24 protein-coding genes, 1 pseudogene and 1 riboswitch are annotated in these 22793 nt (G+C 69.3%); of the genes and pseudogenes, 13 read left to right on the top strand and 12 right to left on the bottom strand.

Going from position 1 to position 22793, the window contains the following annotated elements; genetic code table 11:
• Positions 1-32 precede the first annotated feature (32 nt).
• From AB0H42_RS16035 to AB0H42_RS16025, 3 genes and pseudogenes are all read right to left on the bottom strand, one after another.
• A pseudogene (locus tag AB0H42_RS16035) lies at positions 33-953 on the bottom strand (hydroxymethylglutaryl-CoA lyase).
• On the bottom strand, positions 950-2209 hold the full coding sequence (locus AB0H42_RS16030) for a CaiB/BaiF CoA-transferase family protein (protein WP_357055958.1): 1260 nt from the start codon (positions 2207-2209) through the stop codon (positions 950-952). The pseudogene AB0H42_RS16035 and the gene AB0H42_RS16030 overlap by 4 nt, the downstream one beginning before the upstream one ends.
• Positions 2210-2324: 115 nt before the next feature.
• On the bottom strand, positions 2325-2957 hold the full coding sequence (locus tag AB0H42_RS16025) for a TetR/AcrR family transcriptional regulator (RefSeq protein WP_357055954.1): 633 nt from the start codon (positions 2955-2957) through the stop codon (positions 2325-2327).
• 109 nt (positions 2958-3066) lie between these two features.
• Here AB0H42_RS16025 and AB0H42_RS16020 point away from each other — a divergent pair, with 109 nt between their 5' ends.
• The 5 genes from AB0H42_RS16020 (at position 3067) to AB0H42_RS16000 (ending at position 7340) form a co-directional block, all read left to right on the top strand.
• Positions 3067-3633 carry a VOC family protein gene (locus tag AB0H42_RS16020; protein ID WP_357055952.1) on the top strand — a complete coding sequence of 189 codons (567 nt, stop codon included), beginning with the start codon at positions 3067-3069 and terminating at the stop codon, positions 3631-3633.
• A gap of 18 nt (positions 3634-3651) precedes the next feature.
• Positions 3652-4290 (top strand): carboxymuconolactone decarboxylase family protein, encoded by a 639-nt coding sequence (locus AB0H42_RS16015; RefSeq protein WP_357055949.1) that lies wholly within the window; start codon positions 3652-3654, stop codon positions 4288-4290.
• Positions 4291-4375: 85 nt separating this feature from the next.
• The gene (locus AB0H42_RS16010; RefSeq protein WP_357055946.1) at positions 4376-5200 is read left to right on the top strand and encodes an NADPH-dependent oxidoreductase; all 825 of its coding nucleotides are present in this window, start codon (positions 4376-4378) and stop codon (positions 5198-5200) included.
• A gap of 274 nt (positions 5201-5474) precedes the next feature.
• Entirely contained in the window at positions 5475-6212 is a 738-nt protein-coding gene (locus AB0H42_RS16005; RefSeq protein WP_357055943.1) for an SDR family oxidoreductase, read from the top strand.
• 96 nt (positions 6213-6308) lie between these two features.
• On the top strand, positions 6309-7340 hold the full coding sequence (locus AB0H42_RS16000; RefSeq protein ID WP_357055940.1) for an aldo/keto reductase: 1032 nt from the start codon (positions 6309-6311) through the stop codon (positions 7338-7340).
• 15 nt (positions 7341-7355) lie between these two features.
• On the opposite strand, the gene AB0H42_RS15995 is transcribed toward AB0H42_RS16000, so the two are convergent.
• Positions 7356-8435: an LLM class flavin-dependent oxidoreductase gene (locus AB0H42_RS15995; protein WP_357055937.1), complete on the bottom strand. Its 1080-nt coding sequence runs from the start codon at positions 8433-8435 to the stop codon at positions 7356-7358.
• Positions 8436-8691: 256 nt separating this feature from the next.
• Positions 8692-8805, top strand: a riboswitch (SAM riboswitch).
• Between the two features lie 45 nt (positions 8806-8850).
• Here AB0H42_RS15995 and AB0H42_RS15990 point away from each other — a divergent pair.
• The gene (locus AB0H42_RS15990) at positions 8851-10164 is read left to right on the top strand and encodes an aminotransferase class V-fold PLP-dependent enzyme (protein WP_357055934.1); all 1314 of its coding nucleotides are present in this window, start codon (positions 8851-8853) and stop codon (positions 10162-10164) included.
• A gap of 99 nt (positions 10165-10263) precedes the next feature.
• The gene (locus AB0H42_RS15985) at positions 10264-11460 is read left to right on the top strand and encodes a GNAT family N-acetyltransferase (RefSeq protein ID WP_357055931.1); all 1197 of its coding nucleotides are present in this window, start codon (positions 10264-10266) and stop codon (positions 11458-11460) included.
• Here the strand turns inward: AB0H42_RS15985 and AB0H42_RS15980 are convergent.
• Entirely contained in the window at positions 11441-12328 is an 888-nt protein-coding gene (locus AB0H42_RS15980; RefSeq protein WP_357055928.1) for a polysaccharide deacetylase family protein, read from the bottom strand. The two genes, AB0H42_RS15985 and AB0H42_RS15980, sit on opposite strands and share 20 nt — an antisense overlap.
• 62 nt (positions 12329-12390) lie before the next feature.
• Here AB0H42_RS15980 and AB0H42_RS15975 point away from each other — a divergent pair, with 62 nt between their 5' ends.
• Together AB0H42_RS15975 and AB0H42_RS15970 are read left to right on the top strand one after the other, a co-directional pair.
• The gene (locus AB0H42_RS15975) at positions 12391-12765 is read left to right on the top strand and encodes a MerR family transcriptional regulator (protein ID WP_357055925.1); all 375 of its coding nucleotides are present in this window, start codon (positions 12391-12393) and stop codon (positions 12763-12765) included.
• 150 nt (positions 12766-12915) lie between these two features.
• The gene (locus tag AB0H42_RS15970) at positions 12916-13437 is read left to right on the top strand and encodes a YdcF family protein (protein ID WP_357055922.1); all 522 of its coding nucleotides are present in this window, start codon (positions 12916-12918) and stop codon (positions 13435-13437) included.
• A 21-nt stretch (positions 13438-13458) separates the two neighbouring features.
• Here the strand turns inward: AB0H42_RS15970 and AB0H42_RS15965 are convergent, their stop codons facing one another.
• Positions 13459-13752 carry an MTH1187 family thiamine-binding protein gene (locus AB0H42_RS15965; protein ID WP_357055919.1) on the bottom strand — a complete coding sequence of 98 codons (294 nt, stop codon included), beginning with the start codon at positions 13750-13752 and terminating at the stop codon, positions 13459-13461.
• A gap of 144 nt (positions 13753-13896) precedes the next feature.
• Complete coding sequence (locus tag AB0H42_RS15960; protein WP_357055916.1) at positions 13897-14826, bottom strand: DMT family transporter; 930 nt, start codon at positions 14824-14826, stop codon at positions 13897-13899.
• Between the two features lie 268 nt (positions 14827-15094).
• On the opposite strand from AB0H42_RS15960, the gene AB0H42_RS15955 reads away from it, so the two are divergent.
• The 4 genes from AB0H42_RS15955 to AB0H42_RS15940 are packed head-to-tail and all read left to right on the top strand — an operon-like array spanning position 15095 to position 17136.
• Positions 15095-15487, top strand: coding sequence for a hypothetical protein (locus AB0H42_RS15955; RefSeq protein WP_030519775.1), 393 nt, complete (start codon positions 15095-15097; stop codon positions 15485-15487).
• Positions 15477-16271, top strand: a complete 795-nt coding sequence (locus tag AB0H42_RS15950; protein WP_357055913.1) for a hypothetical protein — start codon at positions 15477-15479, stop codon at positions 16269-16271. The genes AB0H42_RS15955 and AB0H42_RS15950 overlap by 11 nt, the downstream gene beginning before the upstream one ends.
• On the top strand, positions 16268-16738 hold the full coding sequence (locus tag AB0H42_RS15945) for a roadblock/LC7 domain-containing protein (protein WP_357055910.1): 471 nt from the start codon (positions 16268-16270) through the stop codon (positions 16736-16738). The genes AB0H42_RS15950 and AB0H42_RS15945 overlap by 4 nt, the downstream gene beginning before the upstream one ends.
• A 26-nt stretch (positions 16739-16764) precedes the next feature.
• On the top strand, positions 16765-17136 hold the full coding sequence (locus AB0H42_RS15940; protein ID WP_357055907.1) for a hypothetical protein: 372 nt from the start codon (positions 16765-16767) through the stop codon (positions 17134-17136).
• A gap of 19 nt (positions 17137-17155) precedes the next feature.
• On the opposite strand, the gene fadD11 is transcribed toward AB0H42_RS15940, so the two are convergent.
• From fadD11 to AB0H42_RS15915, 5 genes are read right to left on the bottom strand one after another with little or no spacing between them, the layout of a single operon-like run.
• Positions 17156-18982 (bottom strand): fatty acid--CoA ligase FadD11, encoded by a 1827-nt coding sequence (fadD11, locus tag AB0H42_RS15935; protein ID WP_357055904.1) that lies wholly within the window; start codon positions 18980-18982, stop codon positions 17156-17158.
• Positions 18983-18999: 17 nt separating this feature from the next.
• Complete coding sequence (locus AB0H42_RS15930) at positions 19000-19932, bottom strand: alpha/beta hydrolase (RefSeq protein WP_357055901.1); 933 nt, start codon at positions 19930-19932, stop codon at positions 19000-19002.
• Complete coding sequence (locus AB0H42_RS15925) at positions 19929-20807, bottom strand: short-chain dehydrogenase/reductase (RefSeq protein WP_357055898.1); 879 nt, start codon at positions 20805-20807, stop codon at positions 19929-19931. Before AB0H42_RS15925 ends, AB0H42_RS15930 begins: the two co-directional genes overlap by 4 nt.
• The gene (locus tag AB0H42_RS15920) at positions 20804-22270 is read right to left on the bottom strand and encodes an NAD(P)/FAD-dependent oxidoreductase (protein ID WP_357055895.1); all 1467 of its coding nucleotides are present in this window, start codon (positions 22268-22270) and stop codon (positions 20804-20806) included. The genes AB0H42_RS15925 and AB0H42_RS15920 overlap by 4 nt, the downstream gene beginning before the upstream one ends.
• Positions 22267-22773, bottom strand: a complete 507-nt coding sequence (locus AB0H42_RS15915) for an SRPBCC family protein (RefSeq protein ID WP_357055892.1) — start codon at positions 22771-22773, stop codon at positions 22267-22269. The genes AB0H42_RS15920 and AB0H42_RS15915 overlap by 4 nt, the downstream gene beginning before the upstream one ends.
• Between the last annotated feature and the right edge of the window lie 20 nt (positions 22774-22793).

The raw sequence follows: 22793 nt of genomic DNA, 5'->3' as shown, positions 1-22793 counted from the left end.
GGCATGACCGGTGGTATGGCCGCCGGCGGTGTTCAGGGTCCGGGCGCGGACGAGGGGTGCAGGCGTCCCCCGGCGCGGAGCAGATTGCTGTCGGCGGCCCGGCCGAGCAGATCGGCGGCCAGGGCCGCGGCGGCGAGGGTCGCGGGCAGGTCGATGCCGGTGGCGATACCGCTGTCCTCGAACAGGTAGACCAGTTCCTCGGTCGCGATATTGCCGCTGGCACCCGGCGCGAAGGGGCAGCCGCCGAACCCGCCTGCCGCGGCGTCGAATCGGCGGACACCGTGCAGATAACCAGACCACGCGTTGGCCAGGCCCTGCCCCCGGGTGTTGTGCAGATGCAGCCGATCTCCACGCCGGGGACCGCGGCGTGGACGAGGTCGACGACCTCGGCGGTCCGGCCCGGGGTGGCCGTGCCGACCGTATCGGCGACAGAGAGACTGTCGGCGCCGGCCGCCCGGGCACGCGCCGCGATCTCGGCGACCCGGTGCGGCGGGGTCGGTCCGTCGAAGGGGCAGTCGAAGGCGATCGCGATGATCACCTCCAGCTCGCCGCCCGCGCCGTGGACCACCTCGGCGATCGGGCCGATCAGTGCGATCGACTCTTCGCTGGTCCGGCCGACATTGGCGACACTGTGCCCGTCGGAAGCCGACACCACGTACTCGAGCCGGGGTCACGCCCACGGCGAGTGCCCGCCGGACGCCGCCGAGTCCGGCGACCAGGGCCGAGAACGCCACGTCCGGCCAGCGGTGCAGCCGGGCCGCGATCAGTTCGGCATCGGCGAGCGCCGGTACGGCGCGCGGGGACACGAACGAGGTGACCTCGATCCGGCCGACTCCCATGGCCGCCAGCGCCGCGATCAGTTCGAGTTTGGCCTCGGTGGTGATGGGCGCCTCGATCTGCAAGCCGTCGCGCGGGCCGACCTCGCGGATATCGACCTGTGCCGGGGCGGTCATGCGATGGTTCCCTGCGCGTGCAGTGCGCCGAGCCGGTCCGGGGTGTAGCCGAGGATTTCGCCGAGGACCTCATCGGTGTGGGCACCCGGGCGGCCGGGCCCACCCCAGCGGACGCCGCCCGGTGTCGCGCTCAATCTGGGTACCACGCCGACACCTTTGACCGGCACCGGGTCGTATCCGGGGTCGGCGGGTTCGACCGAGGGATCGCGATGATCGACGAACAGGTCGCGGGCGAGGAACTGCGGGTCGGCCATCACCTCGGCGACCGTGTTGACCGGTCCGGCCACGACACCGGCCGCGGCCAGCAGGTCGATGAGTTCGGCGGCGGTGTACTCCACCGCCCACGCCGCGATGATCTCGTCGAGCTCGTCCTGATTGCGGCCGCGCGCGGTGTGGTCGACATAGCGGGGGTCGGTCGCGAGTTCGGGGCGGCCCATGGCTGCCGTCAGCCGCCCGAACACGGTGTCCTGGTTGGCCGCGATGATGACCCACAGACCGTCTTTGGCGCGGTACAGATTCGAGGGTGCGATCCGGTCCAGCCGGGTTCCCGACGGTTGCCTGATATGCCCGGTCTTGTGGTAATCGGGCACCGTGGATTCCTGGATCGCGAGGGATGCCTCGGTGAGCGCCGCATCGACGATCTGCCCGCGGCCGGTGCGTTCCCGCACCAGCAGGGCGGCCAGGACGCCCTGGAAGGCGAACATCCCGGCGAGGCTGTCACCCAGCGACAGGGCGATGCGAGGTGGGGCCTGGCCCGGAAACCCGTTGAGATACCGGAGACCGCTGACGCCCTCGGCGACCGAGGCGTAGCTCGGCCGGGAGGAATAGGGTCCGGTCTGGCCGTAGCCCGAGACCCGGGCGAGTACAAGCCCCGGAGAGATCGCGGTCAGCACGTCGTAGCCGATTTCCCAGCGCTCCAAGGTCCCCGGCCGGAAACTTTCCACCACCACATCGGCGGTGCGGGCCAGTTCGAGGAAAATCTCGCGGCCCGCGTCGGTCCGCAGGTCGATACCGACGCAACGCTTGTTGCGGGCGTGGACCGTCCAGAAATACTGGTGGCCGCCTTCGGCCTGACCCCATTCGCGTAGCGGGTCGGGCCGGTCTGGTGCTTCGATCTTGATGACGTCCGCGCCGAGGTCACCGAGTAGCCGGCCGCAGTAGGGCCCCGCGATGAGCGTGCCCAGTTCCAGGACGCGATAGCCCTCGAGCGGGCCGCGCGGCGGCGCGTCCGCGCCGGGTCGCGAATCCGTTGTCATTATTTGCCTCCTCGGACGGCAGGGGGTGGGGCTGTCGTAGGGAACGAGGTGTCGGGTCGGACGGGGAGATCCCACCAGGAGGCCGGGTTGGTGCGGTACGACGCGCCGACGCCGGTCAGGGCGCTCGGTCGAGCTGGAGTGCGCCGACACACATCTGATCGAGGGTCGCGAGCAGCGCCTCCTCGTCGGCGTCCTCGCCCTGGATCAGCCACAAGTACAGGGTGTGGTCCACCATGGCGGACATGGCGCGGGCGGCCAGTTCGGGGTCGAGGCCGGTGGGAGCCAGGCCTTCGGATTGCCAGCGGGCGATCGCGCGGGCCGTGCGGTCGATCAGCTGGCGGCGGTGCTCGTGCCGGAGCAGCCGGAACTCCTCGTTGAAGGTGGCGACCTGCTCGATGATCGCCATCAAAGGTGCGTTGCGGCGGTAGGCCTGATAGTAGGACCGGTTCGAGGCGATCAGTCGCTCGGCGGGGGAGAGATCGGCCGCCGCGGGCTCGCGTCGGTGCATATCCTCGAAGAGCCGGTTGCTCAATTCTCCGAAGACATCGTCCTTCGACTCGAAGTACCGGTAGAAGGTGCCGTAGGAGACCCCGGCCTCCTGGGCGATCAGTTCCACCCGTGCGTCCAGGAATCCCACCGTCTCGAAGACGCGGCGGGCCGCGTCCAGCAGAGCGTCACGCGTCTTGCGTCCCCGCGGGGTCAGCGTGTCGACCGAGGCGGGGGAACTGTTGACAGATGACTTCGCCACGGGACAGACTATTCCCGAAGCTGACATGACTGTCAAGTCATGTTTCGCTCCTGCGGCGACCGCCGGAACGGCCGCTCACGCGACATTGTCGCCCAGAGAAAGGATCGCGATGAACGCCCCCAACCCGAGGTACGAACTACGCGGGATCAACCATCTCGCGCTGGTCTGCTCCGATATGCGCCGGACCATCGATTTCTATACGGGTGTACTCGGTATGCCGCTGATCAAGACCATCGAACTGCCCGGAGATCTGGGGCAGCATTTCTTCTTCGACTGCGGGAACGGCGATACGCTCGCCTTCTTCTGGCTCGCCGACGCACCCGACGCGGCGCCGGGCGTGGCGGCACCCAAGGGCCTGCCCGACGCCGGCGAGCTCGTGAGTGCGGTGGGTTCGATGAACCACGTCGCCTTCGCCGTACCGCCGGAGAAGTTCGACGAGTACTACGAGCGGCTGCGGGGCGAGGGGATCGAGGTCAGTCGCGTGCTCAATCACGACGACAGCCGCGCCGGCGTCTCCCGGGAGGTGCACCCGGGCACCTTCGTGCGCTCGTTCTACTTCCAGGACCCCGACGGCGTACTGCTCGAATTCGCTTGCTGGACACGCACCTTCACCGACGCCGATATCTCGCACGAACCGAAGACCGCCGCCGACCGCCGCGTCCCCGCGTCGCACTGAGCCGAAAGGAGCGCCACCGTGCCCAGGTTGCGTGAAGTACCCCGTGCCGAAGTCACCGACGAGCGGATCCTGTTCTATTACGACCGGCTCTTCGGTCCGGACAAGGATCCGGCCGTCGACCACGGCACCGTCCATGCCACCCCCGGCGACTGGTGGACGGTTTTCGCCCAGTCACCCGAGGTGTTCCGGCACGCGGTACGGGGTTTCGCCGTCTACCGCAACGCGACGCTGGACCCGGCCCTGCGCGAACTCGGCCAGAGCCGGGCCGGTTTCGCCCGCGGCAGCCAGTTCGTCTTCTCCCAGCACTGCAAACAGATGCGTTCGCTGGGGATGCCCGAGGAGAAGATCTCGGCCATCCCGCACTGGCAGGTCAGCGAGGTCTTCTCCCCGCTCGAGCGGGCCGTGCTGGCCTACACCGACGGGCTCGTCTACGACGGCGGCCGGGTCCCCGACGAGGTGTTCGAGGTGCTGCGCGGTGCGCTGAGCGATCAGGAGATCCTCGAACTCACCTACATCACCACGCTGTACGACATGCACGCGACGATCTGCCGGGCCCTGCGACTCGAGTACGACGATCGGCCGGAGCCGATCGAGGAGGTTCAACTGCCGGAGGGTGCCGAGGCCAGGGATCTGTCCGCGGATCTTTCGGGGGCCTGAGCGACGGTCTCGGGGTGCGGCGGGGTTTCGGCTCGAGCTGCGGCCAACCGCTGACCGCGGCCGCCACGGCGGCGACGATGGCAGCATGACTCAGACCGCCCCCTCGCCGGACCAGGTGGTGGCGCAGCGCTACCGTGATCCCGTACCGGCGGCCCCGGCCGAGTGGAATCCGGTGCTGCGGGTGCTGCACGAACACCGATCGGTACGCCGCTACCTGCCCGATCCGCTGCCGGACGGCGTGCTGGAGCTGCTGATCTCGGCCGCCCAGTCCGCCCCCACCTCCTCCAACCTGCAGGTGTGGAGTGTGGTCGCGGTCCGCGACCCGCAGCGCAAAGCCCGACTTGCCGCGCTCGCCGGGGACCAGGAACAGATCCGGCAGGCGCCGCTGCTGCTGGTGTGGACCGCCGACCTCGCCCGGCTACGCGGTCTGGCCGCCGAGCGCGGCGCGCCACTGGACGGCGCCGACTACCTGGAATCCAGTTATGTCGCGTTCCTGGATGCGGCGCTGGCCGCACAGAACGCGGTGGTCGCGGCCGAATCGCTGGGGCTGGGCACCGTCTACATCGGCGCGATCCGCAACAACCCGGAGCAGGTGGCCGCCGAACTGGAGTTGCCCTCCGGGGTGTTCGCGGTGGTCGGCCTGGTGGTGGGCCGGCCCGATCCGGCGGAGAACGCCCGGGTCAAACCGCGCCTGCCGCAGGCCGCGGTGCTGCACGAGGAGACCTACGCACCCGCTCGGCTTGCCGATATCGACGACTACGAGCAGCGCATCGCGCAGTTCTACGCCGAACAGGATCTGGCGCATTCGTGGACCGACCGGGTGCTGGCCCGGCTCGAGTCGGCCGCGGCGCTCAAGGGACGTGACCGGCTGCGCGAATCACTGGCGGCCCAGGGGTTTCCGTTGCACTGATATCCCGCTGCGGACCGCTGCCGCACCGGGTCGCCGGTATTCCGCTCGTAGCGGGAATTGTCCGCCGCTCACGATGGTCGCGGTCCGAACTTGTGCCGGTGTCCGTGGGCAAGGCCGGCGCACCCGGTGCGGCCGGACAGGACGGCACGGTGATCGCGGGGCGCCCTGCCCGCGTGTCGGAGGTCGATCGCGGCGGCCGGTGCGAGGATCGACGCGGAACTCGTGCGGGCCGCCGCCCCGGTGCCGCACTCTGGTGTCGTCCCAGGAGGTCCTCGTGCCCGCGTCGTCCGATCGCATCGCCCTGGTCACCGGCGGCTCCGGTGGTATCGGCCGGGCGGTGGCCGAGCGCCTCGCCGCAGCCGGGACGACGGTGGTGGTCCACTACGCCGGAAACGCCGGCCGGGCCGAGGAGGTCGTCTCCGCCATCACCGGTGGCGGCGGCACCGCGGTCGCGATGGGCGGGGATGTGGCCGACCCCGCCCGGATGCGGCAGCTGTTCACCGAGATCACCGACCGTTTCGGTGGGATCGACGTAGTGGTCAATACCGCGGGCATCATGCTGCTCGGACCGGTGGCCGAATTCGATCTCGACGCATTCGACCGGATGCACCGCACCAATGTCCGCGGCACCTTCGTCGTCTCGCAACTTGCCGCCCGCACACTGAACCCCGGCGGCGCGCTGATCAATTTCTCGAGTTCGGTGATCCGGCTCCAGCAACCCGGCTACGCCGCCTATGCCGCCAGCAAAGGGGCGGTGGAAGCGATGACCCTGGCCCTGGCGCGGGAGTTGCGCGGCCGCGATGTGACGGTCAATGTGGTCGCGCCGGGTCCCACCGCGACTCCGCTGTTCCTCGACGGCAAGGACGATGCCGATATCGAACGGCTCGCACAGCTGTCACCCCTGGAACGTCTCGGCGAACCGGCCGATATCGCCGAGACGGTGGCCTTCCTGGCGGGCCCGGCCCGCTGGGTCGACGGACAGGTTCTCTACGTCAACGGCGGCCTGGCCTGATCCACTGCCGCGAGCCGCTGGCGGCTCGAGCGGGGATTTCGATCAGGGTGAGCCGACCCGTCGCACCCGGTGCCGCGTGGGTGATCAACTGTCCGGATGAGCTATGGCCCCTACGACCTGACCCATACCGCCGCCGCGCAGCGTTACGAGAGAGTCCCGTACCGGCGCACCGGCGACTCCGGCCTCGACCTGCCCGCGTTCTCGTTCGGACTGTGGCAGAAGTTCGGTACCGACTACCCCTTCGTGACCCAGCGTGAGATCATCCTGCACGCCTTCGACCTGGGTATCACCCATTTCGACAATGCCGATCGTTACGGCCCGCCGCATCGGGCCGCGCAGCAGAACTTCGGCCGGGTGCTCGCCAAGGATCTCGCGCCCTACCGGGACGAGCTCATCCTGTCGACCAAGGCCGGGAATCCGATCGGGCCGAGCCCCTATCTGAAGGGCGGCTCCCGCAAATCACTGCTCACCTCGCTCGACCACAGTCTGCGTGATCTCGGCACCGACTACGTCGATATCTTCTACCACCACAGCCCCGACCCCGGGACTCCGCTGGAGGAAACGGTGGGTGCGCTGGTCAGCGCGGTACAGCAGGGCAAGGCGCTCTATATCGGCATCTCCAACTATCTGCCCGACCGCGCCCACGATGCCGCCGGACTGCTCCAGGCCGCGGGCGTGCCGTTGCTCATTCATCAGGCGCGGTATTCGATCTACGATCGCCGTCCCGAACAGAACGGTCTGCTGGACACCGCACGGCGCGACGGGTTCGGCGCCATCGTCTATTCGCCGCTGGCGCAGGGGTTGCTGACCGACAAGTACCTCGAGCGCATCCCCGAGGGTGCCCGGGCGGCCGACAGCACCTTCCTGTCCCCGGATGCCATCGACGAAACCTATCGGCAGCGCACCGCCGAACTGAACAAGATCGCCGCGGCGCGGGGCCAGTCACTGGCCCAGCTCGCGCTGCAATGGGTGCTGCGGCGGCCCGAGGTCACCTCGGCGCTGATCGGGGCGAGCAGCACGGCGCAGCTCGACCACAACCTCGCCGCGCTCGAGTTCCCCGAACTCACCGATGCCGAGCTCGCCCTCATCGACGAGCACGGCATCCACGGAACCGGGCTGAATCTCTGATCCGGTGCGCCCGGTTCAGCCGCGCAGCAGCGGCAGGAGCTGGGCGCCCTGGCGCCGGATTTCGGGCAGGTAGGGAGTATCGGACAGCACGAAGTGGGTGATGCCGAGATCCTGGTATCGGCGCAGTGATTTCGCGACATCCTCGGCGGAACCCACCAGCCACGTGGTGCCCGCGCCACCGCCGCCGACGGTGCCCGGGGTGGTGTAGAGGTGCTCGTCGAGCACTTCGCCGCGCGCCGCGAGATCGAGCAGGCGCTGCTGTCCGACCGCCGCACGCCGGGATGCGCTCCGATCGTGCGTTTTCGCCATCTCGGCGACCTTGGCTTCGGCATCGGCCCATGCCTGTTCGGTGGTGTCGCGGACTACTGTGGTGATCCGCAGGCCGAATCGCAGCGGCGGCAGGGCCCGGCCGAGTTCGTCACCGAGCGCGCGCAACCGTTCGATGCGTTCCCGGACGCCCGCGAGCGGCTCACCCCAGAAGAGCTGGACATCGGCTTCGGTCGCGGCGACTCGTTCGGCGGCCGCGGACGCGCCACCGAAGTAGAGCAGCGGGTGCGGGCGGTCCTCGCGCACGGCGATTCGCGGCATGACGGTGGAATCGGTCACCCGGTAGTGCTCACCCCGGTAGGTGACGTTCTCCTCGGTCCACAGCCGCCGGACCAGTTGGAGGAACTCCCGGGTGCGGGCATACCGATCGGCCTGGTCCTCCTCGGCTTCGCCGTAGGCCGCGAGATCGTCCTTGCCGGAGACGATGTTGATCCGCAGTCGGCCACCGGTGAGATGATCCAGGCTCGCGGCGGCGGAGGCGAAATGGGCCGGCCGCCAATACCCGGGCCGGACGGCGACGAGCGGTTCGAAGGTCGTGGTCCGGGCCGCGAGCGCGGTGGCGACGGTGAACGTATCCGGGCGACCCCAGCCGGTGCCGATCAGCGCCCCCTGCCACCCGTATTCCTCGAGTGCGCGTGCCTGCGCGGTCAGTGTCTCCAGGCTGTTGTGGTCGGCGGTGACGGCGTCACCGCGATGCCCGGGAATCACCTGGTTGGGGATGTACCAGAGGTATTCGGCCGTCGGGGCGGTTCCTGTTCGGTCTGGCATCGCGGATCTCCGTTCGGGGCCGGGTGGATCGGGACAGGCGCACCGGATGGCCGGAGGATCACCCGGGCAAACACATTGCGCCGCCAACCGTTTCCGGGCTACGGACCGGATCACGGTGATTCGAAATCAGCGGAAGCACAGCGAATCTGCGGACCGCGAAGGGCAGGTGGTTCCCGGGACGAGACACGCATCGGACCGGCGGACGTGGATCGGGGGCGAGTTGACAAGCCGGTGGCCGTCTGCCAACCTCACAGCAGGTCACGAGTGCCAGCGTGAAGCCCCGGCTTGCTGGCCGGCAACCCTCCTCCGCGGTGGGGTGCCCCGGGTGACGACCTGGCCGCTGCTCGACCGAGCGCGGCAAGCGCGGACTCCGTCGAATCGAAGCCCGGAGTCCCTCGATCGAAGGGATTGCGTGATGACCGCTGTACTCGACCCCACCCGTGCCCCGGCCCGTGTCTCCGGCGACGACCTGCGGGTTCCGCTGGTACAGGGCGGTACCTGTAGTTACGCCAACTTCGACTACGCGGCCAGCGCTCCGGCTCTCGCGCAGGTCACCGCACGGGTGGCCGATCTGCTGCCCTACTACGCGAGTGTGCACCGCGGCGCCGGGTATGCCTCGCGTATCTCCACCCGCCGCTACGAGGCGGCCCGTGAAACGGTCCGCGAGTTCCTGTGCTGCGCCGCCGACCAGGAGGTGGTGTTCACCCGGAACACCACCGACGCGCTCAACCTGCTCGCCGCCTGCGTCCCCGGCGATACCGTGGTGCTCGATATCGAACACCACGCCAACTTCCTGCCCTGGGCCGGGCGCGGACGCCGGGTGGTGCCCGCCGCCGGCACGCTCACCGAGACCGTCGAGCGTCTCGCCGCCGAACTCGGCGCGAAGCCCGCGGCGCTGCTCGCGATCACGGGCGCGTCCAATGTCACCGGGGAGGTGCTGCCGCTGACCGAGCTGGCCGCGCTCGCTCATCGCCACGGTGCGCGGATCCTGGTGGACGCGGCCCAGCTGGCGCCCCATCGGCGTATCGACCTGTGCGCCACCGATATCGACTATGTGGTCTGCTCCGGGCACAAGCTGTACGCACCGTACGGCGCCGGGGTGCTGGCCGGTCGCCGCGACTGGCTCGACGCCGCACCGCCGTACCTGGCCGGTGGGGGCGCGGTCACCGAGGTGACCGCGGACACCGCGGCCTGGGCGGCCGCACCGCATCGGCACGAGGCCGGTTCACCCAATGTGCTGGGCGCCGTGGCGCTGGCGGCCGCCTGCGAGGCGCTCACCGAACTCGCCGCCCCCGCCGAGGTGCACGAACGGGCGCTCACCGACCGGTTGCGCACCGGGCTGGAGGACATCGCCGGTGTCCGATGCCTCCGGATCTTCGGCGACAGCATCGACTGTGTGGGAATCGTCGCCTTCACCGTGAACGGTTTCGAACCGGGCCGGGTCGCGGCCTATCTGTCCGCCGAACATGCGATCGGCGTGCGGGACGGCCGCTTCTGCGCCCACCCGCTGCTGGCCCGGTTCGGGCTCCACGCCGCCCTGCGCGCCAGTATCGGACTCGGCACCACCGCCGGTGACGTGGATCGGCTACTCGACGCCGTGCGGACTCTGGTCGCGGCCGGACCGCAGTGGGATTACGCCTGTTCGGACGGCCGCTGGGACCCGGTTCCGGAGACCCGTCCCGGCCTGACCGAGGGGCCGGGCACCGGATCCGCACCGTGCACGGTGTGACGGACGGCGCGTCATATGAGAGAAACTAACCGTGTCCCGTGGCGCCCTGCGGCTTCGCCGGATTCCCGCACCGATCCCGAACCTCCGGAGTGAGCCGAGATGACCGTCGAAATCGACATACTGACCGACGCGGCGGATGCACGTGCCGCGCAACAGGTGTTCCGTACCGCGATGGTCGGGGGCCCGCCGATCTCGGCCGAGGCCGCGGACGGGTTGAACGAACCCGGACGCACTCTCGGCGCCCGGGTCGGCGGTGAACTGGTCGGGACGGTGAATTCCTACACCAGCTGGCTGATCGCGCCGGGCGGCGCGCGCCTGCCGCACGCCGCGGTGACGCACGTCGGTGTCCTGCCCACCCACGCGCGGCAGGGGATCGCGGCCGGGCTGCTGCGCCGCCAGCTCACCGAGATCGCCGCACGCGGGGAGGTCGTCGCCTCGTTGCGCGCTACCCAGGGCGGCATCTATGAGCGCTACGGGTACGGCGTCGCCGGCTCGTCGGCGCGCTGTGAGATCGATGTGCACCGGGCCCGTTTCCGCGAGACCGTACCGGCCGCGGGTCCGGTCCGGTTGCTCGCGCCTGCGGACGGCTGGGAGATACCGGCCAAGATCTACGCGACAGCGGATGTGACGTGGACCGCGGCGGTTGATCGCCCTTCGTACTGGTGGCGGCTACAGGGGCTGCTGCGGCCCCTGGGTCATGTCGCCGTGCACGGGGAACCCGGCGCGGAGGACGGGTTCGTGCGCTACCATGCCGCCGAATCCCTGGAATGGGTGCGCGGCCCGCGCCGGACCGTGGTGGTCGACGATCTTGTCGCCACGACCCCCGCTGCCTTTGTCGGTCTCGTCCGCCATCTGCTCAGCGCCGATATCGTCGACGTGGTCGTGCTGTCCGCGATCTCGCCCGACACCCCGCTGCGGCATCTGCTGACCGACGAGCGGACGGTCCGGGTCACCGATATCCACGACGAGACCTGGTTGCGGCTCGTCGATGTCCCGGCCGCACTGGCCCGGCGCGCCTATCGTCCCGGCCGGCCGCTGGTTATCGCCGTCACCGATCCGATTCTGTCCGCCAACACCGGCAATTACCGGATCGAGGACGGCGGGGTCACCCGGGTGGACGAGCCCGCGGACCTCGGCACCGATGTGACGGCCCTGGCGGCCGCCTACCTCGGCGGTACCCGCTGGCGCCACCTGGCGCTCGCGGGCCGCGTCACCGAGCACCGGCCCGGCGCCGCGGCGACCGCGGACGCGCTGTTCGAGGTGGACGAGCATCCGTTCAGCGGGACGTACTTCTGACCTCCTGCCCGGCCCGGGTGGCCGCGTAGTGCGCCGCGATCTCGTCACTGGTGGTGACCCATACGCCGGGATGCTCGACGATGTAGGCCAGCGCCTCGTCGAGGTACCGGGCCCGGAACGCCTGCCCGGTGACGAAGGGATGCAGGGCCAGGGCGAGGACGCGGCCGCTCGTTTCGGAGTCCGCCCACAGCCGGTCGAGCTGGTCCCGCACGATCCGGACGAAATCGGGACCGGTGAGCCCGGTGCCGAGGAACAGGGTGTTGTCGTTCAGCTCCACCGAGTACGGCACGCTGAACAGGCCGGGGACGCGCAGCGGGTAGGGCTGGTCGTCGTTGGTCCAGTCCAGGACGTAGTCGACGCCGAGTTCGCGCAGCAACTCCGGAGTGCGAAAACTCTCGGAGAGGGCGGGGCCCATCCAGCCGCGTGGTCGCTTGCCGGTGCCGCGTTCGATGGTGCTGAGCACGTCCGCGAGGTAGGCACGCTCGTCCGCGGCGGCGATCTCGGCCTGCAGGACGGAATTGTTCCGGCCGTGTGCCAGCCAGGCCCAGTCGCGTTCCCGGCCCGCGGCGATGATGCGCGGGTAGCGCTCGACCACATCGGAATTGAGCAGAGCGCTGGCCCGGATGCCGTGCCGGTCCAGCGATTCCAGGATCCGCCAGAACCCGACTCGGGGGCCGTAATCGCGCCAGCCGTAGTTGAGCGGATCCGGGACCTGCCCGGCGGTCCCGGCGAAGATACTGGTGGAGGGCCGGTCCACCTGGTAGTGCTCGATATTGAGTCCCACGTAGAACGCTACGCGGGCCCCGCCCGGCCACCGGATCGGCTCGCGGTCGACGATGGCGCTGTAGTCGAACAGTTCGTTGTCCATTCGGCTATGGTCGAACCATCACACAGATGTGAAGGTCAAATCGTTCGGACGAGGTCGGTGGAATGCGGATCGGGGAACTGTCACAGCGCACCGGCGCGTCACGCCGGTTACTGCGCTACTACGAGGAACAGGGCCTGATCGCCGCCCAGCGGTGCGCGAACGGCTACCGCAGCTACGACGAGCGGTTCGTCGACCGCGTACTGCAGATCCGGGGCCTGCTCGACGCCGGGCTGCCGACCCGGATCATCAAACAGATTCTCCCGTGCCTGGACAAACCGCGCTCCATCTACTTCCCGGACGCGACGCCCGAGATGCTCGCGACCCTCGAGGGCGAACGGGACCGGATGAACGAACGGATCCGCTGCCTGGAACGGAACCGGGACGCAATCACCGAATACCTCGGCGCGGTACGCGAATACGGCGAACAGGGGGTGTAGTCGGCCACGCGTGCGTACTCGCTCGGGACGGAACCGTTTCCCTGGCGTATCGCGGAACAGCCGCGCGCGTATGGGTACGCTCCGATGCTCGTGAGGACATCACGGATAGTGCTCGTTGCCGGTGTCGCCGTGTTGGCCTGGGGAGAGTGGGTGAACTGGCGGTCGTCGCGGCGGCTCGTCGGGTCCGCGACCGGTGCGAGCGAAGCGGTCGTCGTACTCGGGTTCCGCAACGCGGCGCCGACGGTCAACGCGCTGAACAGATGGCGGGTGCGCGCCGGACTGCGCTCCTGCGATCCCCGGCTCGACACCCGGATGGTCTTCTGCGGCGGCGCGGTCGGGGGCGCGCGGTCCGAAGCCGAATTGATGGCCGCCTATGCGCGGGAACGCGGCTGGTCCGGACCGGTCGCGCTGGATACCGCCTCGCGGAGCACCCGGGAGAACATCGTTAACGCTCTCGCACTGATCGACACCGCCGACCGGATCAAAATCGTCTCGAATCCGCTGCACGCGGAGCAGGCCCGGCGCTACCTGGCCGTTATGCGCCCCGATCTCGCGGACCGGCTGGTGCGCGGCGCGGAATACCGCTTCGGCGAGTGGACCTTCCTCAAACCGCTGTTCGCCGTTCTCGGATACGCGAAGCGGGGCCGGGTATCGGCGCCGCTCGCGCGGTAGACCCGGAGCCGCGGGGCGGGATCACTCGGCGAGACGGCGTTCGACCGACTCGACCTTGGTGTGCAACGTATTCGTCCGGCCGGGCCGGATATCGGCCTTGATGACGATGCTGCACCGATCGGATTCGGCCAGTACCGCATCGGTCGCGGCCTTGATGACACCCATAACCTGGTCCCATTCGCCTTCGATCTCGGTGAAACCGGCGGCGGTCCGGTACGCGAGTCCGCTGTCCCGAATGACCCGGACCGCGGTGGCGACCTGATCCCCGACGCTCTCGCCGGTGCCGATAGGGGTGATCGAGAAGGCCGCGAGCATATCCCACTCTCCTTGGTCGTGGTGGAGGATGCGCTGATCTCCCTCACCGTACGCAGGTCTGCGCGAACCACCCCGCTACCGCGTGGCGGGTCGGCCCGCGAGCGCAGTCGCCACCGGGACGGTCCGCCTGCCGCCCCGCGGCCGTCACACCAGATCCGAGTCGAGGTCGCGGTCGGGGGATACGGCCGGACCCCGGCGTGCGCGCGGTTGCCACCGGGTGATCGCGACTCCCGCCAGGCACAGAACCCCGCCGGCCGATGCCACCGGGCCGGGCACTTCGCCGAGGAGGAGCCAGGACATCACGACCACGAGTGCCGGTACCGCGTAGGTGGTCGCGCCCACCTGCCCCGCGGTCATCCGGGCCAGAGCGTATGCCCAGGTGGTGAAGGCGACGGCGGTTGGGAATACGCCGAGATAGACCAGGCCGAGGGTGGCGGACAGCGGTGCGGTGGCCACCTCTCCGATCAGCTGCCCCGTGAACGGCAGGCACGCGATCGTGCCCACCACACATCCGCCCGTGGTTACCTGCAGGGCCGAAGCGCGGGCCAGCGCGGGCTTCTGGACGAGCACCGCCACCGCCCAGGCGGCGGCCGCCACCACACACAGCAGTACGCCGAGCACGGTTGCCGCGCCCTCGAAACTGGACAACCCCACCACGGCCGCTCCGGTGCACGCCACCGCGATACCGGCCATGAGCCGTTTCGGGAAACCTTCGCCGAGGAAAAGTCCGCCGAGCAGTGCGATCATGACCGGCCCGGTGTTGATCACCAGCGCGGCGGTGCCGGCGTCGACGTACTGCTCGGCCCAGTTCAAGGCCACCATATAGATCCCGAACCACAGCACTCCGGATACGATGATCCCGCGCAGTGCCGAACGCGGGGGGAAGCCGGTGCCGGTCAGTAGCAGCAGCGCCACCAAAACCACCGAACCCGAGGCCAATCGGCCCAGCGCCAGCGCGCCCGGCGAGAAATCCGCTCCGGCGGTGCGGATGACGACGAACGCCGAGGCCCACAGGACGACGGTGACGGCCGCGGCGAGCAGTGCGCGCCCCCGCCCGGGAGACAACTCGGTCATATGTTGAACGTAGTTCGCCCGCTGCCGCTCGATCTAGAAAATTTCTCGCATGCGTGCGCAAGTTTGAGAAAACATCGATCGGCGGCCCCGGTCCGGGCGCAGGCTGCCAACCGTGCTGCCGTGCTGGGCATCTCGTATGCAGGTGCGGCACCGTTTCGGATCCGGACGACCCGGGTAACCGATCAGGTCATGCGTTCAGTCGGCGGCGAACGCCTTGTATGTGTAGTGTTTCCAGGGATCTGAAACACGCATGAACGGGCAGGGGTGCATGAGCGGAATCGATGGATGTCTGGAACGGATCATGGACATCCCCGGTGCGCGCAGCGTGACATTGGTGGACGGGGCGAGTGGGCTGGCGGTGGCCGCGGCGGGCCGGCACGACGTGGTCGATCAGCACGAGGACGCGGCGACCACTACCGATGTGGTGCGCGCGGTACTCGACTGTCCGGCGCTGACCACGGGCCCGACCGGGGACGACGTCGACGAGATCATCGTCTGCGGGACCGGGGGATACCACCTGCTCAATCTGGTGGACGGGGATTTCGGCGGCCGCCTTTTCGTTCATGTGCTGTTCGACGAGGAGTCCGGCAATCTGGCGATGGCCCGGTTCCGGCTACGCGGCATCCTCGCCGAACTGGCCGAGGACGGTCATGCGCGTTGAGCTCGCGGACGAACTGGAGCGATTGGAAGACGAAGGCCGGACCGGTGTCCTGCGTGTAGGCGACGGGGAGTTCCATCTCGCCGACGGCGCCATCGCCTCCGCCACCTGCTCGCGCACCACCGGGCTGGACCGGTTGGTGGTCGAGGCCGGGGTGGCCAGTGCCGAGGACTGGGAGCGCGCGGGTACCGGTGATCCGGGCCCGCTGCTGGGTCGGCCGCTGCTGGAAACCCTGGCGTTGCTGGCCGTTTTCGACGCGGCCTATTTTCTGCTGCCGACGCCGGTGGTGCCGGAGTTCCGGGCGGCCCCGGCGCACTGGCTGTCGGCCGTCTGCACCATCCGGCCGCGGGCACTGGTCCGCGAATGCGCGCGCCGCGGTGACCCGGACTCGGGGCCGTGGCCGGCGGAACTGGTCGACCGTGCCGCGGTGGTCCCGGTGCGCCGGATCCGGCGGCGCCGGGTATTGCTCACCGGCGGCCAGGCCGAGGTGCTGGCCGCCGCCGACAATCGCCGTAGCGTCACCGGAATCGCCCGGGACCTGGGCCGCACCGCCTACGGCTGTCTGGAGGCGGTCCGGGATCTGACCATGGCCGGGTTGATCGAACCACCAGTGGGCGCACCGGCTTCCGCGGCCGGCCCGCCCGCCGCCGATCCGGCTACCGGAGCGGAGCCGCCGCTGCGGCGCCGGGTCCGGAACGCCACACCGGTTCCCGATGGCGACGAGTGGGAACCGGTGGATCGCGAACTGCTCACCCGGCTTCGAGCGGCTCTGGAGGACCTCGCGTGACGGCGCGCAAGAATCTGCTCGGTGAACTGATGGGAAGGCGTACCAAGGTGCCGATGACCGTTTCCGATCCCCACGCCGCGGTGACGGCGGAACTCCGCGCGCTGCGCGAACGCGTACCCCGGTTGACCGGGGCGCTGGTGGCCTCCAGCGACGGCCTGCTGGTTACCCATGACCTACCCGCGCATATCGAACCGACCGGGTTGGCCGCGCTGGCGGCGGCTCAGCTGTCGCTGTCGGATCGGCTCGCCCAGACGGCGCAGGGCGGTGGATTCCAGGAGGTCGTGGTGGACGGCACCGGGGGACACGTGGTGATCTACGCGGCCGGCTGGGCGTCGTTGACCGTGCTCGCCGCCCCCGAGGTGAATATCGGCCGGCTGCACCTGGAGTCGCGGCCGGTGGCACGCCGGATCGCCGAACATCTCTCCGCCGTGGTGAAGGACGCCGGCGGTAACAGAAGAACGCAGTAAACGAAAACCATCGAGAGGAACGACCTGTGTCCGATATGGATTTGGCACTCAAGGACATGATGTCGATCGACGGCGCCCTCGGCGCGGCCGTCGTGGATTACAACAGCGGTATGGCACTGGGCACGCTCGGGAGTTCGAAGGCGCTGGACCTGAACGTGGCCGCGGCCGGCAACACCGAGGTGGTGCGCGCAAAGCTGCGCACCATCGAACAGCTGGGCCTGCAGGAGGACATCGAGGACATCCTCATTTCGCTCAGCAGCCAGTACCACCTCATCCGGCCCATGACCGGCCGCAAGTCGAGGGGCCTGTTCCTGTATCTGGCCCTCGATCGCAGCCGGGCCAACCTCGCACTGGCCCGGCACCGGCTGCGTGGGATCGAAGAAGAGCTCGAGGTCTGAGCCGGACCGGGCGCCGGCGTCAGGTCGCGGCGGCGAGCTGCGGCCCGTCGGCGGGTTCGCGAATATCGCCGGCCGGCGGATCCCGGTAGAGGTCGGCGATCCGCGCCGCGTACTTCTCCGCGACGACCTTGCGCTTGAGTTTCATGGTGAGCGTGACCTCGTCGCCGCCCGCCTCCCAGAAGACCGGCAGTACGAGGAAGCGTTTCACCTGTTCCACCCGGGACAGGTGCGCGTTGCCGGCGGCCACGCCGGCCCGGATCGCATCGATCACCGACGGGTCGGCGGCCAGGGCGGCGGCCGAATCGTCGGCCAGTCCGTGCTGTTTCGCGTACGGGCCGGCGGTTTCGGCGTCGAGCACGATGAGCGCGGTGTTGTACGGGCGGCCGTCACCGATCACCGACATGGCGCCGATGAGCGGAGTCGCCGCCTTGATGGTGTTCTCGATATGCGTCGGCGACATGTTCTTGCCGGAAGCATTGATGATGATCTCTTTCTTGCGGTCGACGACCCTGAGGTATCCGTCCTCGTCGACAGTCACGATATCGCCGGTGTGCAGCCAGCCCTCGGCGTCGATCACCTCGCCGGTCTTGTCCGGCTGTCCCCGGTAACTCTTCATCACCAGCGGACCACGGACGAGGAACTCCCCGTCGGGCGCGATGCGGTACTCCATTCCCGGCAGCAACTTCCCGACCGTGCCCAGTCGCACCTCGGCCGGTGGGCTGACGCTGCAGATGCACGACAGTTCCGACATACCCCAGATCTCGGTGATCGGGACACCGAGTCCGGCGAAGAACCCCAGGGTCGCGGGAGGTATGGGCGCGGCGCCCGAGAGCGCCCAGCGCATCCGGTCGAACCCCAGTGCCGCGCGCAGCCCGCGTAGCACCAGGTCGTCGGCGCGCCGCCATTCGGCGGCGAGGTCGTCGGGCAGCGGAGTACCGGCCAGTTCGTGCTCGCCCCGGGCAGTGGCCACCGAGAGCGCCCACTGCAGCGCCGCCCGCCGCTCGGCGTCCGGTTCCGCGGCGGCCTTGTACTCGATGGCGGCCCGGAGTTTCTCCCAGACCCGGGGTACCGCGCCCCACAGGGTCGGCCGCAAATCCGCCAGCGCCGGCGCGATGAGCTTGGGATCGGCGACACAGGTGACCTGGATGCCGAGTACTTCCTGCACGTACAGGGCGGTGAGCCGGTCGGCGATATGGGCGCTGGGCATGAACGAGGTGATGGTGTCGCCGAATTCGATACCCAGCACCTCGGCGATCCCGTAGACCTGGAACAGCAGGTTGGCGTGGGTCGTCTCCACACCTCTGGGACTGCCGGTGGTGCCGGAGGTGTAGATGAGGGTGGCGACATCGTCGCCGCGCACCGCACGCCAGGCGGCATCGAAATCGAAATCGGCACGTGCCGCGGCGGTCACGTCGGATACGGAGAGAGTTCCCGCGGGGGCCTCGTCCAGACAGATGATGTGGTCGAGTTCCACCCCGCAGGAGCGCAACCGCGCGACATACTGCGGTTCGCAGATCACCACCCGGGCCCCGGCGTTACCGAGCACATGGCTCAGCTGATCGGCGGGCAGGGTGTTGTAGACCGAGAAGGAGGTCGCGCCGAGATGCTGTGCGGCCACCTCGAGCGGGTAGAACTCGACCCGGCTGCCCATCATCAGGGCGACGGTGTCACCTCGGCGCACACCGAGCCCGTCGAGGCCCGCGGCGAACTCGCGGACCTGGGTGGCGTAGTCGGACCAGGTCAGGGTCTGCGCGTCGCCCGGGGTCCGCAGCGCGACCGCGGCGGGTTCCACGGTGGCGATGTGCTGGAACGCGGCAGGGAGGGTGGGAAAGCGAGCTGTGTTCACTGCTGGGCCTTTCCGGATCAGACCGCGGCGGCGGTGGTGTCGAGGACCGAGGAGACGAAGCGGGCCGCCTCCCGGTAGGCGAGGCGGGATTCGGGCACGAGGGCGGGCAGCACCTGGAAGGCGTGCATCTGGTCGCGCCACACCCGCAATTCGCAGCCGGCGCCTGCGCCGGTCCAGCGTTCGGCGAGGGTGACGCCGTCGCCGCCGAAGAATTCGGTATCGCTGGTGTGGATCAGGGCCGGGGGCAGTGGCATCCCGCGCACGGGCCGCAGATCGTAGGGAGCCGGGGTGAAATGCGCGACCGCACGTCGCGACAGCCCCGGCGACAGCAGCCCTTCGGCCGCCGCCCCCGGGAACCCGGTGGCGAGCGCGAGACTCAGATCAGTCATCGGTGAGAAGAGAACCAGGCCCGCAGGCGGGTTGGACCTGTCGCGCGCGTGGGAGATGGCGAAGTCGGCGGCGAGGAAGCCGCCGGCCGAATCGCCCGCGACCACGATCCGGCCGGGGCGGTGCCCTCGTGACATCAGCCACCGGAAGGCGGCGGCGGTATCCTCGGGCGCCGCTGGATACGGATGTTCGGGCGCGAGCCGGTAGTCGAGCGTGAACACCGGCAACCGCGTCGCGGTGGACAGCCGCGCGGCCACCCCGCGGTACCCGGCGGCGGATCCGGCGACGAATCCGCCGCCGTGGAGGTAGAGGATCACGGCGTCGGTCCGGGTCGCCTGCGGGCCACGGACCCATTCACCGGTGATCGTGCCGTGCCGTACCCGGTCGGTTGTTGTGCCGCGCAGCGTGGGCGCGGCCGCGCGCAGCGCCTGGTCGATCAGGGTCCGGGCAGCGGGCAGAGTATAGGTGTTCACCGGCGTGAACTGCGCCAGACGGCGCGCGGTGAGCGCGGACAGTTGCCGGACGTACCGGGCCCGCAGCGATCCGCGCGCCGGTTCGCTCATCGGCGCCGCTCGATCGCGCGGACCAGTTCGTGCACTGTCGAATCGGCGGCGAGCCGCCGGTCCAGCACGGTGTTGATCGCCCCGCGCAGCAGTGCGTAGGGCTGCCAGCCGCTGGGGGCGATGGTCCGCGCGGCGCGGCGCGCGATGCCGTCGGCGATGGTCCGGGCGGCCTCTTCGGCGGTGATGCGCACGTTGAGCGGCCAGGGCAGCAGATCGTTGATCCGGCGGCCCAGATCGTCGGCGTCGAGCATGTCATGGGTCATCGCGGTCTCCACGACCCCGAAGTAGGCGATCCCGGCGGTGGCGCCGGCGGCGCCGAGCTCCACCCGCAGTGCCCGGCCCAGCTGCTCCACTGCGGCCTTGCTGACCATATAGGGCGAGCCGCCCATACCCGGTGCGAAAGCGGCGCAGGAGGAGACGACGACCACATGACCCCGGGACCGCACGATATGGTCGAGCGCCGGATGCACGGTGTTGAACACCCCGGTGAGGTTGATACTCATGACCCGGTCGAAATCGGCCGGATCCATGCTCCGGATGGTCGCGGGTACCGGGGTGACCCCGGCATTGGCGACCACCACATCGAGACCACCGAACTGCTCGGCGACCTCGGCGATCACCTCTTCCATCCGGCCGCGATCGGCGACATCTCCCGCCAGACCGACCGCGCGCGAACCCAGGTCGCGCGCCGTGCGCTCGGCGGCGGCCTCGTCGATATCGACCACGACCACCACCGCGCCGCGCCGGTGCAGGAGGGTGACGAGTTCGAGCCCGATGCCCTGTCCCGCGCCGGTGACCAGCACCGTCTTGCCCTTCACGTCGAAGGTCGCGGAAGGCGAGAGCCAGCCCAGCGGGTCGGGGAGCGTGGGTTTCATGCGGTCACCTCATAGGATTCGGCATCGAACTGCTTGGTGCGCCGCCGGTATTCGAAACTCCAATTCGGGTAGAGACCCGCATTGCCGCCGTCGGGGGTGGTGTAGTAGCTCTGGCAGCCGCCGGTCAGCCAGACCGTGTCCGCGCTGCGCCGGGCCATTTCCTCGACGAACGCGTCCTGGGTCTCCTGCCGCACCTCCACTCGGCGGGCGCCGCGGGCGCGCAGGGTCTGCAGCGCGTCGACGATGTAGGCGATCTGCGATTCGAGCATGAAGATGGCGGATTGGTTGCCGGCGGCGCCGAAGGGGCCGAGCGTGCAGAAGAAGTTCGGGAAACCGGCCATCGCCGCGCCCAGATAGGTTTGCGGCCGTTTGTGGTACAGGTCGGCGATCGAGAGATCGTCGCGACCGATGATGTGCTCGAAGGCGGTGGGGATGGGAGTGAACCCGGTGCCGTAGATGATGGTGTCGACCGGGATCTCCACACCGGTGCGGGTGCGGATCGAGTGCGGGCGCACCTCGGCGATACCGTCGGTGACCACCTCGACGTTCGCCCGGTCCAGCGCCGGCAGGTAGGCGTCGGAGAAGATCGCGCGTTTACAGCCGATGATGTAATCGGGGGTGGCTTTGCGGCGCAGCTCCGGATCGCGGATCTGGCGCAGCAGTTGGAGCCGGCCGAGCATCTCGTACGGGTGACGGAAGCGATTGTCGACAAACCCGACCAGGCCGAATCCTTCGATCAGGGTGTACCAGGTACCGCGGATCGCTTTCTGCGCAAGTGGGAGACGGCGCAGTAGAGTGCGCTCGACATTCAATGTCGGGCGGTCCATCCGCGGCACGATCCACGGTGCGGATCGCTGGAACACCGTCAGCGCGGCCACCTGTGGCGCGATCTCGGGAACGAATTGCACCGCGGAGGCGCCGGTGCCGATCACCGCCACCCGTTCACCGGTGAGGTCGTGCTCATGGTCCCAGTGCAACGAATGGAACGCGGTGCCCTCGAAGGTGTCGATACCAGGGAGTTCGGGGTATTTGGCCTCGGCGAAGACACCGGCGGCCGAGATGAAGAAATCGGCCGTGAGCGCACCGCGCGAGGTCTGGATCCGCCACAGGTGGGCCGCCTCGTCCCAGCGGGCCTCGGTCAGTTCGGTGCCCAGCCGGATATGGCGCACCACATCGTGGTCGGTGGCCACCCGGCGCAGGTACTCCAGGATCTCGCGCTGTTTGCCGTAGGTGCGGGACCAATCCGGGTTGGGCGCGAACGAGTAGCTGTAGAGCTGGGACGGGACATCGCAGGCGCAGCCGGGATAGGTGTTGGCCTGCCAGGTTCCGCCGAGATCGTCGGCGCGTTCGAGCAGCACCAGGTCATCGAAACCGGCCTCGCGCAATTTGATCGCCAGCCCGATTCCGCCGAATCCGGCGCCGAGTACGACGATGCTGTGGTGTTCCGGTGTGCGGTCGTTCATCGGGCCCCCACCGTCTCGGTGCGGACCCGGCGGCCGGTGCCGGCGGCGATGGTCTTGGTGACGAAACGGTTCACCGGGCTCGCCGCGGCCAGCAGCGGCCGCAGTACCGCGCTGCCCTCGAGGGCGAAGGTCCAGATGATCCGGGTCCCCGTGGCCAGGGGGAGCAGGGTGATGTCCTCGGCGAACCGGTTCAGCCCGGGCACCGAGGCGGCGTCCACGGTGAATGTCATCCGGGAACCCTCGTCCCACCGGTAGAAACGTTCCGCCAGCCGGATCAGGCCACCGAGTGTGACATTCCGGGTGGTGCCGACACCGAAGGGCCGCGGTGAGGTCCACTTCGCCGCTGTGACGACCGTCGACCACGACACCAGCGCGTCGTCGGCGATCAGCGTGTCCCATACCTGCGGCGGCGGGGCCGGGATATCGACGATATGGGTGTAGCGGTGGGCGGCGGTGTCCAGGAAGGCGTCGTCGGAGGGGGACAGGGCGAATCGTGGGCTCATGGGGCTGAGGGCCTTTCGGG

Source organism: Nocardia sp. NPDC050799 (assembly GCF_040654015.1).
In the GTDB taxonomy this organism is placed as follows: domain Bacteria; phylum Actinomycetota; class Actinomycetes; order Mycobacteriales; family Mycobacteriaceae; genus Nocardia.
This window is presented reverse-complemented; position numbering and strand designations above follow the sequence as displayed.